Source organism: Blastopirellula marina (genome assembly GCF_002967765.1).
Classification (GTDB): domain Bacteria; phylum Planctomycetota; class Planctomycetia; order Pirellulales; family Pirellulaceae; genus Bremerella; species Bremerella marina_A.
In genome coordinates this window covers 91,656-110,875 of the sequence record NZ_PUHY01000001.1, presented here as the reverse complement: position 1 = coordinate 110,875, position 19,220 = coordinate 91,656, and the positions used below count along the sequence as shown (strand labels likewise).

12 protein-coding genes are annotated in these 19,220 nt (G+C 53.9%); 4 read left to right on the top strand and 8 right to left on the bottom strand.

Annotated features, from left to right (window positions below):
* The first annotated feature begins 6 nt into the window (after window positions 1-6).
* Both C5Y83_RS00385 and C5Y83_RS00380 read left to right on the top strand, forming a co-directional pair.
* The gene (locus tag C5Y83_RS00385) at window positions 7-1,656 is read left to right on the top strand and encodes a proprotein convertase P-domain-containing protein (protein ID WP_158262171.1); all 1,650 of its coding nucleotides are present in this window, start codon (window positions 7-9) and stop codon (window positions 1,654-1,656) included.
* 116 nt (window positions 1,657-1,772) lie between these two features.
* Window positions 1,773-5,591 (top strand): M48 family metallopeptidase, encoded by a 3,819-nt coding sequence (locus C5Y83_RS00380; RefSeq protein ID WP_146117585.1) that lies wholly within the window; start codon window positions 1,773-1,775, stop codon window positions 5,589-5,591.
* Window positions 5,592-5,604: 13 nt separating this feature from the next.
* On the opposite strand, the gene C5Y83_RS00375 is transcribed toward C5Y83_RS00380, so the two are convergent.
* Window positions 5,605-7,077 (bottom strand): DUF1501 domain-containing protein, encoded by a 1,473-nt coding sequence (locus tag C5Y83_RS00375; protein ID WP_105327667.1) that lies wholly within the window; start codon window positions 7,075-7,077, stop codon window positions 5,605-5,607.
* Entirely contained in the window at window positions 7,074-10,169 is a 3,096-nt protein-coding gene (locus C5Y83_RS00370; RefSeq protein WP_158262170.1) for a PSD1 and planctomycete cytochrome C domain-containing protein, read from the bottom strand. Before C5Y83_RS00370 ends, C5Y83_RS00375 begins: the two co-directional genes overlap by 4 nt.
* 424 nt (window positions 10,170-10,593) lie before the next feature.
* Here C5Y83_RS00370 and C5Y83_RS29265 point away from each other — a divergent pair, with 424 nt between their 5' ends.
* The gene (locus tag C5Y83_RS29265) at window positions 10,594-10,734 is read left to right on the top strand and encodes a hypothetical protein (RefSeq protein WP_158262169.1); all 141 of its coding nucleotides are present in this window, start codon (window positions 10,594-10,596) and stop codon (window positions 10,732-10,734) included.
* Between the two features lie 51 nt (window positions 10,735-10,785).
* Here C5Y83_RS29265 and C5Y83_RS00365 read toward each other — a convergent pair whose 3' ends face one another.
* The gene (locus C5Y83_RS00365) at window positions 10,786-12,246 is read right to left on the bottom strand and encodes a sigma-54-dependent transcriptional regulator (RefSeq protein ID WP_105327665.1); all 1,461 of its coding nucleotides are present in this window, start codon (window positions 12,244-12,246) and stop codon (window positions 10,786-10,788) included.
* Between the two features lie 183 nt (window positions 12,247-12,429).
* Window positions 12,430-12,834: a hypothetical protein gene (locus C5Y83_RS00360; RefSeq protein WP_105327664.1), complete on the bottom strand. Its 405-nt coding sequence runs from the start codon at window positions 12,832-12,834 to the stop codon at window positions 12,430-12,432.
* A gap of 215 nt (window positions 12,835-13,049) precedes the next feature.
* Between C5Y83_RS00360 and C5Y83_RS00355 the strand changes: the two genes are divergently transcribed.
* Window positions 13,050-15,578 (top strand): PAS domain S-box protein, encoded by a 2,529-nt coding sequence (locus C5Y83_RS00355; RefSeq protein WP_105327663.1) that lies wholly within the window; start codon window positions 13,050-13,052, stop codon window positions 15,576-15,578.
* An 8-nt stretch (window positions 15,579-15,586) separates the two neighbouring features.
* On the opposite strand, the gene C5Y83_RS00350 is transcribed toward C5Y83_RS00355, so the two are convergent.
* The 4 genes from C5Y83_RS00350 to C5Y83_RS00335 form a co-directional block, all read right to left on the bottom strand.
* Entirely contained in the window at window positions 15,587-16,381 is a 795-nt protein-coding gene (locus C5Y83_RS00350; RefSeq protein WP_105327662.1) for an ABC transporter permease, read from the bottom strand.
* Between the two features lie 109 nt (window positions 16,382-16,490).
* The gene (locus C5Y83_RS00345; RefSeq protein ID WP_105327661.1) at window positions 16,491-17,552 is read right to left on the bottom strand and encodes a hypothetical protein; all 1,062 of its coding nucleotides are present in this window, start codon (window positions 17,550-17,552) and stop codon (window positions 16,491-16,493) included.
* Window positions 17,553-17,602: 50 nt separating this feature from the next.
* Complete coding sequence (locus C5Y83_RS00340) at window positions 17,603-18,415, bottom strand: PspA/IM30 family protein (protein ID WP_105327660.1); 813 nt, start codon at window positions 18,413-18,415, stop codon at window positions 17,603-17,605.
* A 53-nt stretch (window positions 18,416-18,468) separates the two neighbouring features.
* On the bottom strand, window positions 18,469-19,188 hold the full coding sequence (locus C5Y83_RS00335) for a hypothetical protein (RefSeq protein WP_105327659.1): 720 nt from the start codon (window positions 19,186-19,188) through the stop codon (window positions 18,469-18,471).
* Window positions 19,189-19,220 lie beyond the last annotated feature (32 nt).

The window sequence follows — 19,220 nt, the reverse complement described above, 5'->3', positions numbered from 1 at the left end:
GCTCCAATGTCATCCGTCCGCTCGGTCGCCATTTTGTTGGCCGTCGTTGGCACGCTGTGGATCATGCCGGGCATGATCTACGCTCAAGGCGAATGGATTCGACGCATTGATGACGATCGCAATGGCTTTATCGAGCCAGACGAGATCTCGGATCGAGGACGCCGTTACCTCGAAGAGTTCGCAGTCCCATACGGGATCAGCCTTTCACGACCAAACTCAGTCGAGAAACTCGAGCAGGCCGCTCGCCTGCATGCTCAGCGACGCAATGGTGGTTCCTCATCCGCTTCGCGCGGGACTAGCTCCAACGAGCCGACCATGAAGGGATTCGGGATCGATCCAGATCAAAAGCTGATTCCTGCCTTCGGAATCGGTGAGGTCAAGTACGACTACATCCAGGCCGATGTTGAAGAAGCCGAACGGACGATGCGGCGATGGGATCGCAATCGCGACGGGAAACTCGACGCGGAAGAGATTGCCGATGCCCATTGGGATGGCCGTGATCCCAGCACGTCCGATTTGAATCGTGATCGCCAATTGACTCTAGCTGAACTCACCCAACGCTATGCCAAACGTCGTACGGCCGAAAAACGTTCGCTGACCAGTTTAGGCTCAATCGGTGACGCCGGTTCACGAGCCAACGACCAACGAAGCGATTGGCGAGCCCTGAGTGGCGCGGGGGCATCGCGAAATGGTGATCGCGGCAGTGATTCGCTGGCGCGAAGCATTTTGGAGCGGTACGACTACAACCGCAATGACCAACTCGAGCCGCAAGAAATGTCTGCGGCAGGGATATCGGTGGCCAAAGTCGATTACAATCGCGACGGTGCGGTCGACGCTGACGAGTTGTCTCAGTATCTCTTTGCGACCATGGAGCGAGCGGCCAATTCGCGTCAAGAAGCCGTCCCGACGTGGTTCTTTGAACGGGATAGTGACGGTGACCAACAAGTCATGATGTCGGAATTCACCGACGAGTGGGACGATGCGGCGCTTAGCCAGTTCGCTTCGTACGATAATAATCAGGACGGCATTATCACGATTGATGAAGTTTTGTCCTTAAACACGGTTTCAGGCGGGGCTTACTCAAACAACGAAGCCGAAGTCCTGTTGCCACGCTCGATCGTTGTTTCCGAGATCGAAGTCGGCGAGGATTACCTTATCGGTGATTTGAACGTTCAGCTTTCGATAACCCATACGTATGTGGAACAGCTTGACGGTTACTTAATTGGTCCAGAAGGACAGCGCGTGGAATTGTTTACCAGCGTCGGTGGCAGTGATGATCATTTCGACAAAACGACGTTCGATGACGACGCTCGAGATCGAATTACTCGTTCGCGACCACCGTTTTCAGGGTCATTTCAACCCGAGGCACTTGAAAAACGCCAGCCAGGTTTGAATCAGTTTCGTGGGAAGAACTTGAAGGGTACCTGGCAGTTGATGATCCGGGCTAGCCGTAGCGAACGTTCCGGCGTTCTTCATGGATGGTCTTTAATCGTCAAGCCTAGCCAAGAGGCGATCGACGATCCAGAAGCGGCTCAGGCCAAACTGAAAGAGGCCGAGGAAGCCGCCGCTGCCAAGGCGGAGGAACCTTCCTCCACCGAGCCAAGTCGGGAGGAACCTTCACGCGGCGATTATCGTCGTCGATTTGGCCCACGCTAGAACCAGCTAAGTTACCACGCGAGTACTTCCAATCGATGAAAGTGTTCGCATCGCGCGCTTGGGATTGGTATCTTTGAGCTTTCGATTATTCGCCCCCTCGCACAAGGGCCTTCATCGTGAGCTCGACTGATCTTCTCCCCAAGATCCACACTCCGCCTGACTTTGCTAAGGCGTCTGCATCATACCGCCGCCGAGTTTGGCTTGCCGTACTGGGATTATTCGCATTCCTCGTTCTCTACGTGGGACTCGCTAGCTGGTTTACTTATACCACCTACCGGATGATTCTCGGGGTGATCGCTGGCGGACAAGGTTCGGTGGCGGCGTTCTTCACGGCAGTTCCGTTCGCCTTCTTGTCGATCTTCCTGTGGAAAGCCCTGCTGTTTGTTCGACAAGGTTCTGATGATCCGGGACGCGAAATCACCACGGCCGACCAACCTGAGCTATTTGAGTTTCTTTATCAGCTCGCCGATCGCGTGGGCGCGCCACGTCCTCATCGCGTGTTCCTCTGCCCTGGCGTGAATGCGAGCGTTTTTTATGACCTGTCGATCCTGAACTTTATTATCCCTTCTAAAAAGAATCTGACGATTGGGCTGGGGTTGGTAAATGCTCTGAATCGGACCGAGCTTACGGCTGTGCTTGCTCACGAATTTGGTCACTTTGCGCAACGCTCGATGGCCGTGGGCAGTTGGGTTTATGTGGGCGAGCAGATTGCCGCTGCGATCATTGCCAAACGGGATTTTCTCGATCATACACTCGACTTCATTTCCCGAATTGATCTTCGCGTGGCCTGGATTGGCTGGATCATGCGACTGGTTGTCTGGGCGATTCGCTCCGTTATGGAAAGTGTCTTTCGCTGGGTCGTGCTGGCTCATCGTGCCCTCTCACGAGAGATGGAGTTTCAAGCCGATCTAGTGGCCGTATCGGTCACGGGAAGCGACGCATTAATTCATGGATTGTATCGTTTGCAAGCGGCGGACGAAGCGTATAGCCAGGCATGTGGATTTGCCGACACGCAGTTGGGTAAGGGGCGAGTAGTTGAAGACTTGTTTGCCATTCAGACTCGGGTCGCCCAGCACTTGCAGCGGATCATGGACGACGAAGAACTTGTCCTGTCCGAGTCGACTTTAGGAGCCGAAGTACGCGTATTTAGTGAGAAGCTTGCTCAGCCACCTCAAATGTGGGCAACCCATCCGCCAAATACCGAGCGCGAGGCGAACACCAAACGAACGTATCTTTCGGTTGACATCGAGGAAGAATCAGCTTGGACGTTTTTTGAAGATCCAGAAGAACTACGGAAATCAGTTACCAAGTTTGTCATCGAACGGATTCAGCTGAAGGAGGAGCCAGAACTGTTGCCGACGGAGGAAGCCCTCAAGCTGGTCGATCAGGAATACCAATGTGAGTCGTTCGATCAAGCGTACCGTGGTGCTTATTTGGGGCGATCGGTTACGCTCGCTGTTGCTGAGGCAAATCAACTTTACGGCGATCGACCTTCCGAGGACACCGTGCGATCTGCATTAACGGAACTCTATCCCGAGCATCTGCAAGGAAAGCTGACCGAGCTGCGTGGATTGGAAGAAGAAATCAACTTGTTGGAAGGGGTGAAGGAAGGGCACTATGACGCGACCGGTAACGTAGTTCGCTACCGTGGGAATGTCATCCGACGTCGGAAATTGCCGCAGTTGATTGCTGAGGTCAAGAAGGAACGGGACCTGTGCCTACGCGAAGTCGAGAAACATGATGCCCATTGCCGCTCGGTCCATGAAGCGGCAGCGCATGCAATTGGCAACGGGTGGCCTCAATACGTTCGTAGTCTGACGATGTTGCTACATTATGCCGAGCATAGCTACGCCGACCTCGATGATGCACACGGCTACTTGGCAAATGTCACCGTCATGTCGACCGCGGCCGGACGAGTGAGCTCGAAGAACCTTCGCAAGATCATCGAAGCCGCGAACGTCGTTCGCACGATTGCGGCGCTCCTGGACGTACAAGCCGTAAGCGTCCGCCTTCCGAAGGCTGTGTTGGAAACCTTAGAAATTGAGAACTGGCGGGCCGCTTTCGAGAAGTTTGATCTACCACCAGCCGATCAGCACAATATCGCGCAGTGGATGGATGTCGTGGATAGCTGGATCGTTCCGATGAAGTTTCGATTCTCTGCACTGCGTGACGCGGTTCTCGACGAGCTGCTACACGCCGAGAAGAAGGTCGCCGCAATCTACCTCGGTAAGCAGGAAACCGAAGTAGCTCCGGACTCGGCGACCTCGCCCGAAAAGTACGGCACCTGCGAGCGTGGTTCGGAACGAGAGCGACAAACAAAGCTCGATTGGTGGAGTCAGTTTCTCTTGGCTGACGGAACCGGGCCGAGCGTCCTGCGTTTCACGGTTGCCGCCGCACTTGTTTTCTCGGTGATCGCGGCAGGCCTTTTCGTCGGTACCGCCGAAGTGACGGTTTACAATGGCCTAGAAGCGCCGGTAAGCGTGATGGTTAATGACCAGAAGGTCACGCTCGGACCGCATCAACACAAAGACTTTACGTTCGGAACCTTTCGATCAATCCAGTTCACAACAACAACGATGGATGGCCGCGAGATTGAAACGTTACGTGAGCGTCCTGGTGCCGCGTTTAGTCATTACATTTACAACATCGCCTCGGCCGCGCCACTGATCGAATGGGATAAGGTTTACGGCAATGCGTCGCCAACCCAACCGCGATTTCTAGGCGCACCGCGTTGGATCGAAACGGGGGCTCAATTTGTTTTTGAGAATCCACCCAATTCGGTCGAGACGAAGAGTGACGGGGCATTGCGATCGGTGTTAGATAATCCGGTTGGCTACTCTCCCTACGAAATCTTGCCGGTTATTAGTGAATCGGACGAATACGAACAGCTCGTGCGGGTGCATGCCACTTTCGATACCGCGGACAGTCCCTATATCGTTGATTGGCTCGGCCATGCGGAGTCCCTAAGCGACTACGACGAGATTCTTGCCAAACGGTTGGAAGCGTCTCCCAGCGATATCCTTGCATTACGTGCCCAATACGATCTATCTCCGGCAGATCAGAAGGAACAGATCAAGCAGCAGCAACTCAATCAGGCTGCCAAGCACCCTAACGATCCAAGCTGGCAGTATATCTCGGTTCGTCTGATGCCAAATGAGCCTGAGCAAGACGAAAGGTTCGTTGATCTTGCCAAGAGGTGGCCACAAGATCCTTGGATCAACAACGCGGCCGGTTACGTCTACGCATCTCAGGGCAATTGGCAGGCAGCGCTCGAGAAGTTCGATGTTTGTCTCAAACACCCCTGTGCGGTTCGTAGTAAAGTAGCGGTGATGGTGGCTCGTATTCGGCGTTTGCTGGCGGATAGCGAAGATGTAAATTACACCGACTTAATTCGTCATTCGGTCGAGTTGCAAACGATCCTTGATATGGAAACAGGCAATCGTTTCCAAGGGTCACCGATGGCTATGTTCGCTTTGATGCAGCGAGGCCAGCTTGATCAGGCTTATCAAGTGGGCGGAGGCGAGCAAATGGAAGAGTTTATGCTCGATCTTTTGGCGACCTCAAGTGGTGCATCCGCGGCAATGCAAGAAAGAGCACTTGCGCAGCCGGTAGCGGAACTTAATCAAGCGAAGATGATGCCGTACCTCGCTGCTTTAGCGAGGAATCATGACAGGGACCCCACTCCCTATTTGGATCGGATGGATGCGTTGTCTCCTCCGGATGGGAATGACCAGCTCCGACAAAGAATTCGGCAGGTGTTCCAGGAAGACAAACTTTCCGCCAACCTCCAGCCACTGTTGAAAGGCCTTCAGCCGGTTCAACGCGGTGCACTTTTAACGACGCTGTCCATCCTATATCCAGACCAACTGGATGAAAAATGGAAAAAGCAAGCCCGGGCACTATTGTTCGCGATGGAGCGTCCCTACATCAAGTAATTTTCGTTCGGGGTTACGTCAAGATCGGTCGGATCAACTCGCCATGCACGTCGGTCAGGCGAAAGTCGCGGCCTTGGAATCGGAACGTGAATTTCTCGTGATCGATCCCCAACAAGTGAAAGATGGTTGCTTGCAGGTCATGGACGTGGACTTTATCGACCGCTGCATTGTGACCGAATTCGTCCGATTCGCCGTACGAGATACCGGGCTTGACTCCGCCTCCGGCCATCCACAAGGTAAACGCGTAAGGGTGATGATCGCGACCCCAAGTTTTTGTTTCGCTAATCGCACCCTGTAAGAATGGTGTTCGGCCGAACTCGCCACCCCAGATCACCAGTGTGTCGTCCAGCAGCCCACGTTGCTCCAAGTCTTTCACTAGGGCCGCGCTCGGTGCATCTGTATCGGTGCACTGGATCTTCAGCTGCGTATTCAAATTGCGGTGCTGGTCCCAACCGGCATGCATCACCTGTACAAAACGGACGCCACGTTCGGCCAGACGGCGGGCCATCAAGCAGTTATATGCGTACGACCCCTTTCGTTGTACATCCGGTCCATACATGTCGAGAATGTGCTGCGGCTCTTGGGTAAAGTCGGTCAGTTCGGGAACTGAGGCCTGCATCTTGTACGCCATCTCGTACTGGGCAACCCGGGTACCGATTTCTGGATCGCCCGTCTTTTCCTCCTCCATGGCGTTTAGCCGGGAAAGATCATCAAGCAAGCCGCGCCGCATCTCTCGGCTGATGCCGTCTGGGTTGGAAAGATAAAGTACCGGATCGCCCGAACCCCGGAACTTGACGCCTTGATACTTGCTGGGCAGGAAGCCACTTCCCCAATAGAAGTCGTAAAAGATCTGTCCGCACGAAGCTTCCTTATCGCGACTGGTCATCACGACGTAAGACGGCAGTTCCTCGGTCTCAGCCCCTAAGCCGTACGTTAACCAAGCTCCCATGCTGGGCCGTCCCGCCATCTCAGCCCCGGTTAGAAAAAAGGTGATCGCAGGGGCATGATTCACTTGCGTGGTGTGCATCGACTTAACGAAACAAAGCTTGTCGACAATCCCTGCCGTTTTGGGTAGGAAGTCTTCCGCGATCCAGGCTCCGCACTCGCCACGCTGAGCAAACTTGGTAATCGGGGCCAAGCAAGGCCGCGCGGTTTGACCGCCGGTCATCGTGCTGAAGCGGGCTCCGCCGACAACTTCGTCCGGGATCTGCACACCGTGCATCTCCTTTAGCTTTGGTTTGTAGTCAAACAAATCGGTGTGCGAAGGAGCGCCGTTCTGAAACAAGTAAATCACCCGTTTCGCTTTCGGAGCAAAGTGGGGCAATACTGGCAAGCCGTTCGACGTCGCGGCCCCAGCCTGTTGGTTGCCAACTAAAGAACCTAGGGCCACACTGCCCAACCCGATACCACACCGTCCGAGTAGTTGGCGGCGCGTCATCTGGATTGCATGTTCAACTTGTGGAGAGGATACAGTTGGTCGCGTCATGGTCGACTCAGAGCCTCGTCAAGGTTCATCAAGGTATTGCACAGGGCGGTCATCGTCGCTAACTCGGCAAGGTCGATCGACTGGTCCCGAGGAGCCTCACCGATCGCTAACAGCTTTTGGGCATCTTCTTCGCTTTGGGCGAACACGCTTTGGAGCACCTGGTACCGATCCAAAAGGATGGCAAGTTCCTGCTCGGTCACTTCTCTTGAGGTGAGCGTCAGAAATACATCCCGAATTCGCTGAGATGGCTCGTCCGAGGCGTGAATCACTTTAGTTGCCAGCCCACGAGCGGCCTCGACGTAAGTAATATCATTGAGCGTCGTTAACGCATGTAGTGGCGTGTTGGTAATCGCTGTCTTCACGCTGCAAGTTTGGCGGTTGGCTACATCGAAGAACATTGTTGGTCCCACGATCCGCCGCCAGAACACATACAAGCTACGACGATAAAGAGCCTCGCCGTTATCACGCTGGTACTTTTTCTTTCCGAAGGTTGCCTCTGCCCATATCCCCTCTGGTTGGTACGGCTTAACGGGAGGTCCGCCCATTCGCAAGGAAGCAAGATTGCCAACGAATAACGCTTGGTCTCGCAGCATCCAAGAGGGAAGTCGGTGGCGTGATTGCCGTGCCAGGAAAAAATTTGCTGGGTCAGCTTCTCGCTTCTCGGCGGTAGCTTGTGACGATTGTCGATAGGTCGAACTAGTAACGATCAGACGATGTATCGCTTTAACATCCCAGCCGCTCTCGACGAATTCGACCGCTAACCAATCGAGAAGTTCTGGATGGGTTGGTAACTTGCCCTGCGTACCAAAGTCTTCTGGCGTTCGCACAATCCCTTGACCAAAGAACAACTGCCAGTATCGATTCACGGTTACTCGCGCCGTGAGGGGATGGTCGGGCGAGACGAGCCATTTAGCCAGCGTCAATCGATTGCGAGTTGCCTCTTCGGGTAGTCCTGGCAGCACACCAGGAACATCGGGCGCGACGGCATCGCCAATCGGCTTGTTGTACAAACCTTTCTCAAGGATACGCGTCTCGCGTGGCTTATCTAGCGTATCCATGATCATCACTTTGATTTTCTCCGAAGCGTCTCGGAGTGATTTCGATTGCGACTCGAGCTTTTCGATTCGTTTGGCAATCGCCGCATAGGAATCCTCGCCTGCTCCTTCCTGATGGTAATGCTTCGCGCGAAATTCCTGGCGAAGTGTCTGCTGCTCTTTCGCGGTAAGCTGTTCGGGCGATTTTGCCAAGGCATTTTGAACTTCGGAAGGAAGAACTCCTTCCGTTTCGCCAGAGCCTACCGACAAGCGAACACGTGCTAATGTGTGGGCGATGTGTCGCGACTCGCAGCGAAGGACGAAACGTATCTCGGTGCCTCCTTCAAACCCAAACGGCTGGTCGAGGTAGAAGATAGCTGTATTGCTGTCTTTGCGGTTGAATCCTTCCATCGCCCAGCCACCTCCGCCGCCATTGATACCGTCGAAAGCTTGTTCGACACCAAGGCCAGATTGCGCGTGCTCTGCGGTGCCCTTGACGATTTTCACCGGCCGAAACTTGGCCGTAGGGTCTGTTTCTGGGCGAATGAAAACTTCGAACTCGCTAAGCACTGCGTTGCCGTTGTCGGCTCGGCCAGTGCTTCCAGTCGGAGAGGAAATCTTGTCGGATAGCGCCTCCAAACGGATTGCTTTATTATTCAAGCGGTCTGTGCGCGCCACGATCGTATAAACATCTTGATCGGGCCTGGCCCCTTCAGCACGAAGTGAACCATCATCGAGTGTAGAGAGCTGCGATTGGCCGCCCGTTTGAACTTCGACGATCGCCGGAAATGTCCAGGCGCTTTCGCGGCGGACGCGTTCCTGCCACTTGGCTTGGGCTTCGTCTGCTGCGGGGTCGTCTTTCAGAAGCGTCTTTCGTAGGGCCGCAAGCTGTTGTGCGTAGGTCTCCAGCTTTTGTTGGTTTTCCGGAGAAACGTACGGCACGAACGGGGGTACGGCACCACCGCGAATGCCTCCTCCCTCGGACGTCTGATTGAAGAAGTCGTAGAAGGCGTAATACTCGGTGTGCGAGATTGGATCGAACTTATGGGTGTGACAGCGGCAGCACGTGTATGTCAGCCCCAACCAAACGGTTGCGGTGGTCTCGGTACGGTCAAAAACGTTCTCGACACGTGTTTCTTCCGCGATGCGTCCCCCTTCGCCGTTATGCATATGATTGCGATTGAAGCCTGAGGCGATGACCTGGGCGTGCGTGGCCTCAGGAATCTGATCACCAGCGAGCTGTTCAATCGTAAATTGATCGAACGGCATGTTGTTGTTTAACGCATCGACTACCCAATCACGCCAGGGCCACATGGTTCGTTCTGGGTCGCCTTGATAACCGTTTGTGTCGGCGTAACGAGCTGCATCAAGCCAAGGCCAAGCCATCCGTTCGCCGTAACGTGGAGAGGCCAACAACCGATCGACGAGCCGCTCGTAAGCTTTCGGCGATTCGTCAGCTAGGAACTGCTCGACCTCTGCTGGCGTCGGTGGAAGTCCGGTGAGATCGAGCGTCACTCGGCGAATCAAAGTCCGCTTGTCGGCCTCAGGTGACGGTGCAAGTCTTTGCTCTTCGATTCGGGCGAGGACGAAGCGATCGATCGGGTTACGAACCCACTCTGCCTGCTCGACCTTAGGTAACTGGGGACGGGTTGGTGGGACGAATGACCAATGCCTTTGGAAATCGGCTCCCTGATCGATCCATTTTGTGAGCAGCTCGATCTCGTCGGCGGAGAGCTGTGGCTTGTTCGAATCGGAGGGAGGCATCCGGAGCGAATCGTCGGTCGATGCAACGCGATGGATCAGCTCGCTTTCGGCAGAATTTCCCGGCATGATTGGCAATTCGCCAGAGTCGGCTTCCGTCGTGGCGCTCTGGCGGTCGTCCAGACGGAACCCAGCTTCGCGATGATCATCGTCTGGTCCATGGCAATGAAAGCAGCGATCGGACAAAATCGGACGAATCTGACGATTGAAGTCAATCGGCTCTTCGGCATTACATATCGCGTTCGCACTGATACAAGTGATCCAAGGCAACAGCAATAGCAGAGCAAGGCGCCGCATGGTTTGCTCGGGGAAGGGGAGGGAGGAATTAGGTAGGCAAATGATGAGCAGGTCGGAATCGGTCTCCCTCATTCTAACAGATTAGGGTCGATTCTTCCTAAAAACGTTGCCATTTCAAACTGATTTTGACAGCGAATTCCTACCCGGGAGTAGCTCAGATTACCGTGATGAGACGCCGCTACTATCAGAAAACAAGATACCGACCAAGAATTGGTCGTTTCGGCCAGTTGTGTCCGCTTAACAAGGCACTAATTGGCCTTACAGCTCGCTTAAATCGGCATAATCGCCCGTAAATCGGTTCTGGCACACGTTGTGCATATGGGATTCTCAGACACCGGGAACCCTTTCGCAAAGATGAATTTGCCGGGCTTCCCCACCATTTTGTCAGAGCCCCATTCTGACCATGCACTGAGGAGTTTATCCCATGAAAAAGACACTGATTGCCGCGATGTTGCTGGTTGCTTTAGCTTCGACCGCTTCAATGGCCCAAGCTTCGACGTTCCATTTCGGCCGATTGGCTTTCCTAAACCACACCTCCCCGTCCCACCATCATACGGGTCGGTAATACTGCTTTCCTTGCTTCCCACCTCGCTGGTTCAAGACGCCGGGCTATCCCCTAGCCCGGCTCTTGTGCTTCGGCGGTGTGCTCAAGCGAGATCTTGAGCGTTCGCAGCTTTGTTCTTAGCGTCGTGCGGCTTATTCCCAAACGCCGAGCGGCGGTTGTTAGATTGCATTCAGTTTCTTGAAGCACTTCGATAATCGCTTCCCGCTCCGCTCGATTCACAACTTCTGCCAATATGTTGTAGGAATCGGCTTGGAGTAGTTTGCGAGCCAAGCGAGCATTACCATCGGTCGGCTGCTGAGCTGGTTCCGACTGATCTTCTACGGGGACATCCTCGCCAGACGTCGTCTCGCGAATCGAGGCTGGCAGAAAGGCGGGTACCAAAACGGGACCTGTCGCTTCCAGTAGGGCATGTTGAATCGCACTTTGGAGTTCTCGTACGTTGCCGGGCCAAGGGTACCGCGAAAGTACCTCCATCGTCTCCGGTGCAACCGCCGTCATCGAACGTTCCAATGCCGTCCCATACTTGGTGAGAAAGTGGTCGACCAACAGCGGAATATCCTCCACACGCTCGCGAAGTGGTGGCAAGTGAATCGTGTAGACATTCAGGCGATAGTAAAGATCGCTCCGAAAGCTGCCCTCTCGGATCGCTTCCTGCAAATCTCGATTTGTGGCCGCAATGATTCTGGCGTTGGTGCGAATCGTTTCGTCACCGCCAACACGCTCGAAAGTCTGATCTTGCAGTACACGCAAAATCTTGGTCTGCATCAGCGGTGTCATATCGCCGATTTCGTCCAGAAAAAGCGTGCCGTTACTAGCGAGCTCGAATTTACCAATCTTCCGATGGTCAGCACCGGTGAACGCGCCCTTTTCGTGGCCGAACAGTTCGCTTTCCAGTAACTGCTCAGGAATCGCCGCGCAGTTGATTGCCAGGAACCGTTGCTGCGAACGTTTACTGTAATGGTAAATGGCCCGTGCAACGACTTCCTTGCCTGTACCGCTTTCTCCCAGAATGAGTGCAGTGACATTCTGTCGGGCTACACGACCGATCGACCGATACACTTCCTGCATCGCGTCGCATTGCCCCACCAACAAATCGGTTTCTACCTCGGTCGGTTCGTCACTGGGAAGCCGCGCTGGAGTACGCATCATACGACTCGTCTCAGCAGCTGAATCAATTAGCACCGCAAGTTGATCGACATCAAGAGGCTTCAAGATATAGTCGTAAGCACCTGATCGCATCGCCTCGATTGCTGTGCTTGCCGTTCCGTGCCCCGTCATCAAAATGATGGGCGTGCGACTGTCGAGTTCATTTAGCTTAGCGAAGAGGTCGAGCCCGGACATGTCCGGCAGGCGAACATCGAGCAACACGACATCAGGACGTTCGGTTGGAAACAGCTCTAATGCTTCCCGCGCCGTTTTGGCGACGATAATCTGATAATCGGGCGGTGTGAACCCATACAGAAAGCAGTCGAGGATTAGCTGTTCGTCGTCGACGACCAATAGTTTGATCATGGCGGTCGGTCTCGTTGGCAAAAGTTGTTGGTTGGTCGCTGATATTATGGCCAACTCGTCGTGAAACGTCGATCTACTGTGGCTCATCTATTTTCACGTAAACTATAGATTGGCGATTCAATATTGTACCGATCGATCAAGAGTTGACCGGTGATGTGGGAATTCGGGAGAGATGGGTGGGGCTTAGTGGTGGCGTGATTTCTCGACTTCCCGACGCAGATAATCGCGAAGAGGTGCCCAGATCAGTTCCGCGTGGTACTTCGCTTCGAGTTCACACGCTTCGTTAATCGAAGCCACGGCTCCGCGCAAGTCACCAGCGACAAATTGCCTGGTCGCTCGGTAAGCCGCATCTTCCGCTCGATGGGCGTCTTTTTCGACTTGCTGGAGCCATGACTCCGCGTCCGCCCAGTTCTGCGACTCTTGGCCAGCCGTCGCAGAAACGAGCAAATGCAGTTGGACACTTCTTAGGTTAGCTAGATTTAACCGGGCAGGTCCGAACTCGGTTTTCCAGTCGCAGCCTCGCCATCGGTTTGCGGCTGCCGCATACAGATTGAGCAATTGGAGCGGAATTTCACAAAGGTACGACAAGGTAGTTACTCACCGAATTGGTTCATCCATGGGATCTCTATCATCCAATTCCCGTTAAGCAGTCCGTGTGCCAGTTCGTGCAGTTTTTCCTGAAACCGCTGACAATTCCCCCAAGGAGAACAGAAAGCTACAATTCAGACGAACTATCGATTCGCCGTCTCCACCCCACAGTCGGCAGAACGCAATCTCTTTGATGATGCTGCGAGAAGGCCCGAATGAATGTCTTTAACTCGACAACATGGTTGAATGTCGCCATGTTTGTCGCTTTGGGGGTCGTGCTCTTCATGGGGGCGACCACGTACATCAACACCATCGAAGTAGAACGGGCCGCGGACTTCATCGTCGATGCTTACGCGATTCGCGAAGCAACCCGCGATGTCGTGAAGTCGGCCAACGAGATGGAAACTGGTCAACGCGGATTCTTATTGACCGATGACGAGAGTTTTCTCGACCCTTACCACGCGGCTGGAGATCGCGCGGATACCGAGGTGGAGCACTTAAATCACCTAGTGAAAGACCTGCCAGAACAGGAGGAGCGAGTGAAGAAACTCCATGGACTCCTCGACGACCTGGCCCGCGAATTGAAACATGGAATCGAACTGAGCAGTAACAATCAATCTCTCGAACAATCGCACCAGCACGAAAAAGAGATCATGGATGGCATCCGCGAAGAGGTGCAAGAGATCCTCGAGTTTGAAAAGAAGGCCATCAATCGAAGAGAGGAAGAATCGCGTGTCCGATTGTTGAATTCCCAACGTTTTCTCTTGTTGGGCAATGGAGTGGCAGTCGTGTTGCTGTTGACGAGTATGCTGGTTGCCCGTTCGCATCGGCTCAGTCGTGATCGAGCTGAGTCACAGCTGCGTATCGATCAGGCCGAACTTGCGAGTGTCATCGATTCGGCTCGCGATGGCATTATTGCGATTAACAACGATCTGACGATTCGCCTAATCAACCCCTCAGCGGCAAAGAGCATGGGGACGAGTTCGGAAAAAGCTCAAGGAAGGTCGTTCCTTGACTGGATACCGGCCAATCAAAAGGCGATCGTCGCGACAGGGATGCAGGAGTTTTTGGCCCACAACGAATCGGCCCAAGCCGTTCAGGGTGGAAGCTGTGTTCGCAGCAACGGAACGGAATTCCCCTACCAAGGAACCTTGGCGAAATCATCGGCGGGCGGTGATAACTTCATGACACTTATTTTCCGCGATCTGAGTGAAACGCGCGCTCGTGAGGAGAAGATTCGAGAGCAGCGCGAGATTCTGAACCAAGTACGCGATACGATCATCGTCTGTGACATGCAGGATGTAATCACCTTCTGGAGTGCCGGCGCCGAGGCGTCGTATGGCATTGCCCAGGAAGATGCGATTGGCCGGAAGTTCGCTGAGGTAATGAACATTCGGCATGCCGAAGAGAACGATGTCTGGCGAATCGGACGCAAGGAACTGTTGGAGAAAGGGGTATTCACGGCACAAATCGCAGAGCGTAATCGGCAAGGGAATCACGTTCAGGTTGAGCATCGCCGCTCGTTGATTCGCGATGAAGGAGGCGCACCATTCGCCCAGTTGATTATTCAGTTCGACGTGACAGATCGTGTGGCGGAAGAAGAACGCCTCCGCCGCAGCCAACGTTTGCAAAGTATCGGAACATTGGCGGGAGGGATCGCTCATGATTTGAACAACGTTCTGACCCCGATCATGATGAGTGCCCGTTTGATCAAACGCAGTAAAGACAACGTCAACCGCTTGGCAGAAACGATTGATGCGGCTGCACAGCGTGGCAGCCAGATGATTCAGAAGCTCCTGGCCTTCGCTGGCGGACAACATCCCGAGCGAAAGCAGGTCAGCATACATGACATCATCCAAGAAGCGGCTGGCATCCTGGAACACACGTTGCCAAAATCGATCGAAGTTCAGGTTGCGCTGAAAGAAGATGTCCTACCGGTCAGTGGGGACGCGACAGAGCTTTCTCAGGTTCTGATGAACTTGGCGATCAACTCACGGGACGCCATGCCGAACGGGGGCTGTTTGACTTTGGCTGCTGAGAACGTTTTCGTTCGCCAGGATGGAATGCCAGGAAACGATAGTCTTTCGCCAGGAGATTATGTTCGCGTTACTGTGGCAGACACGGGAAGTGGAATTCCACCCGAGATCCAGGATCGAATCTTTGATCCATTCTTTACCACCAAAGAACAAGGCCGCGGGACTGGACTGGGGTTGGCAACCACCATGGGAATTGTCAGTAGCCACGGGGGCGATATACAGGTATTCAGCCGAGAAGGAGAAGGGACGACGTTTCAGATCTTTCTGCCTGTTGCGGTCTCGCCAGCCATTCCGTCAGAAACGCCCATTGATGTGGAAGTTCCCCTCGGACATGGAGAATCAATCTTAATCGTTGATGACGAATCGCTGATGCTTCAAACGGCGGAAATCATCCTGACCAACTCCAACTACCAAGTAACCACCGCCCAAAGCGGAACCGACGCGATCGAGCTTTGCCGCGATGCCAAGCAACCGTTCGATTTGGTTGTCGTCGATATGATGATGCCTGGCATCAATGGTCAAGAGACGGCGAAGGGAATTCGATCGGTCTTTCCTAAGATCCCAGTAATCGCCAGCAGCGGGTTGTGGCGGCCAGAAAATGTCCCTCGCGAGGAACTGGAAATGGATCAGTTCCTCGCAAAGCCGTATACCGATGAGCAGCTACTACGTATCGTGAGAGAAACGCTCGATCGGAACAAACCGATCTAGCGTGAAAGCTAGTCGCCAAACCAGGGACAAAGGTATCTTCGCAAATAGATTAGCATCTGGTCGATTGCCAATCCGGCAATGCCCAGGATCGCCAGGTAAGTATAAACGACGTTCATGTTCTGAAGACGTGACTGCATTCGCAGCGTGTAACCAATACCCGGTGTAGCTAAGGCCCATTCGGCAGCGATTAAAAACACCATGGCAGGGCCGATCTGTAGGCGTGCACTTTCGATAATGCGCGGCAAGATCTGCCTCAGAACAACTTCCCATACGACCTCGAAGTTCGAGGCCCCCAAAGTGTAAGTTTTGTAAAGCGTGTGATCATCCACGTCCTTTTGAGCCGCCTGAGCGATCGATTGAGCGAGCGTCGGGAAGATTCCGAAACCGATAAGGGCCACAAAGATCTCAATCCCCGTCGCACCAAAAAGGACAAAATAGACGGCCAGCATCGCCGTCGGGGGGACCTTGGCGAAGAACGCAATAGGTGGCAGGAGGATGGCCTCGACAATGGGAAAACATCCCATGGTTAATCCTACGACAAACGCCAAGGCGGCACCGGCCGCAATACCGGCAGCCAATCGTGTGGCCGATGCTTTGATATCGACCCAAAGGTCAATTCCGCCCTCACCCTGTGCAATCCGCGACCAGCCTTCGGTCAGCTGCGAGAAGTTAGGCAACGTCTTGTTGCGAGGATTCTCGACGTGCGCCCGATGGGACATCCAGGCATAACCGATCAACAGAACGACAAAGCTCGCGATGCCTAACAGAATGCGGCTTTGCTGGCTGATGGGCCGACGGATCATACCGGCAATCTTTCCGAGTTGGGCTTAGTGGAATAGGAACGAGCAAGGGCACGAAACGTCGCTTCGTGCCCTTGCTGCAATTACTTCGATTGTGACGTCCTGCAAGACGTTACTTCTTTTCCTGTACCTTCTTCATGTACGAGGCGTCGAAGTTGAGCTGTGCACCAGCGTCGCCGAAACCGACCGTTGGTTTGTCCGTCACGATATCGTGCGTTGCACAGAAGTCAACCACCATCGGCATGGTCTTGTCCTGAAAGTCTTTCTTCTCGAACAAGGCGATCCCTTCTTCGGGAGTCTTATACATCTGCGTTTCCTGGACGATGATCTTCATGTCGTCGAGGCCGAGGTTCGAGAACTTTTCACCCAAAGCTTTAAGGGTCTCAGGACGCGTACTGTCCGATTCGATCATTTTGTTCACTTGATAGAAGGCATCAATTACGCAGCAAGCGAACTCTTCGCCACCTTCTTTGGCCAGGCTGTCTTTACTAACAACCACCATGTCGATGATCTCTTCCGGGATCTTCTTCGAGTCGAACAATCGCTTCGATCCTTCACGATCGCGGAGTGTCTGCAGGACGAACGGATTCCAGACCATGATCGACTTTACGTCGGCGTCACCTGACTGCATGGCCAACGCGGCAGCGCCCGGATCCATCTGTTTGAACTCAAACGCCTTGGGATCTTGTCCTTCGATCTCGAGGCAGCGTTCAAAAGCATACTGCGAAACAGACTTTTCCAGGCCGTAGGTTGGTGTACCCTTCAGGGCATCAATCGAGTCGATACCAACTGTGATGCAGGCATCGGCTCCGATGCTGGTCGAGGTAGGAATAATCGCGACCGAATCGCGTCCGCCAGCCGGAGCAAGGCTGTCCATATTCGTCATGCAGACCGCATCCACGGTCGAGTTACCGTACTGGCTTAAGCATGGATCGTAGTCGGCTTGAACCAGGACGACGTCAACGCCCCATTTCTTTTCCAATTCGCCAAGTTTACCGGCGTCTTTGTCGATCAGACCTTTTTCGTGCGCTACGCCGAAGACCGACCAACTTGGGTATTCGCTCCAAGCCAGGCTGAACTCGGGCAACTTGTCTTCACTACTGCCGCCCCCGGTGTTGCAACCGACAATCGCTGCCAGAACGGCTACGCCTGCCAGTAGATTGGTTATTCGCATCTGTTAATTCCTTGGGTGTGAGGTGTACGTCTTCGTCTGATGGTTGTTCGTTAACTCTCGGGAATTCTTGTCGATTCCGGACCATCCTTTTCGGGTTCGGGCGTTTGATTGGTCAAACCAATCAAGGCATCGAACTCGTCGTTGGCTTGGCTGTTAGTGGCGAATTCCATGAATTCAGCTTCGGCCTGTTTGGTATCGAGTCCTGCCAATTCGCGGCTGACACGGGCATTAGCCGAAGCTTTCTGTCGCAGTTCGCGCAGTTCGCGGAGCTCTTCGCTGGTTTGATCCTGCGACAGGCCGGTCATCATGTCGGCGATTTGTTTCTCTTCGTTTGCGGAGAGAATATCTGCGACGGCATCGTGCTTTTCTTCGCCAAGCTTCTCCAGTTCTCGCATTTGCGTCTGAATCTGTAGCTTGTGGCGATTGATGTTTTCGACCAGGCCTTCAATATCACCTTCCAGCTCCGTAGCACGAGCCTGTTTCTCCGCCAAAGTGCTGCTGAAATCGGTGAAGGCCGTTTGGCACTTTTGATATTCTGGATCGTTACGGGTCGCTTCCGGGTTGCCGCTGTATTTGGCGGCGACTTGGCGTGCTTTCGCCGCGGCGCCTGCTTTTAGTTTTTCCAGCTTCTCGATCTCTTCGGTGATCGCTTTTAGCTTTTGCTTCTTGTTTTCTTCCTGAGCAATCATCGAGGCGATGGCATCTTTGTACTGATTGATGCGGCTTCGTTTCTCTTCGATGATTCGGTCGTAGTTGGCCGAGACCACGCCCGGGTTCATTCGCAGCGACTCGCTGGCTTTGTCAATGCGAAACGTCATCAAGTACCATACGGCACGCATGTATTTGCCGACTGCTTTGAACATAGGAACTCTCGCTTCCTGATTAGGCGGTCAATCTTCAGTTGGTGGTCGGGGAACTATCGCTCGTACTCGGCGTCGTCATATTGTCTGGGCGAGTCGAGGGCGTCGATGACTTCCTCGGTTCGCCGGGCAACTTCAATCGTTCGGTCTAATTCTTCGCGTAACTTGGCCAATTCGTCGTCACTGTCTTTCAGCTGAAAGGCATGATACTGCTCGACGGTGCGCGATAAGTGGTTTACCGTTAGCACCACCTCGTCGACTGCCTTCTTCCGCTCAGTGAGAAGAAGGCGGCTTGTGTTGCCGGGCAATCGACGCGACTTCTCCCAAAGTTCGAGGGAACGTTCCAGCTGACGAACTGCCGCTAGGAACAACTTGTCGACCTTTTCCCGAAACATGGTTGCCGTATGGCCTTGCGGTGGTTCAAGGGCGAGCGAAGCATGCAGCGTCCGTAGACGCTTCAAACATTCTTCGCTCCGCGGATCTTCGTCTTTCTTGAGCCGGACCATCAATTGATCCAACTTCTGCTCTTGTTCCAGCTTTTCTTGTTCGGTGACGTAAGTGTGTGCCTTCTTGGTCAAATCTTCGATCCCGAAGATCAATCGCGAGGCTTGAATTCCCATTCCGGCTAGTACTCCGGCCAAACCAATCATGTTGAGGGTCGTGCTTCCGTCCATACCCCACGACAGCATCCATGCGCTTAGACCACCGACCATGGGCACGATCACCCACGGCGAAACGAACAGATCGAGTAAGACCTTTTTTTTGACGTCGTCCATTGGCCATAGCTTATCAATTCCGCGGCTTCCAG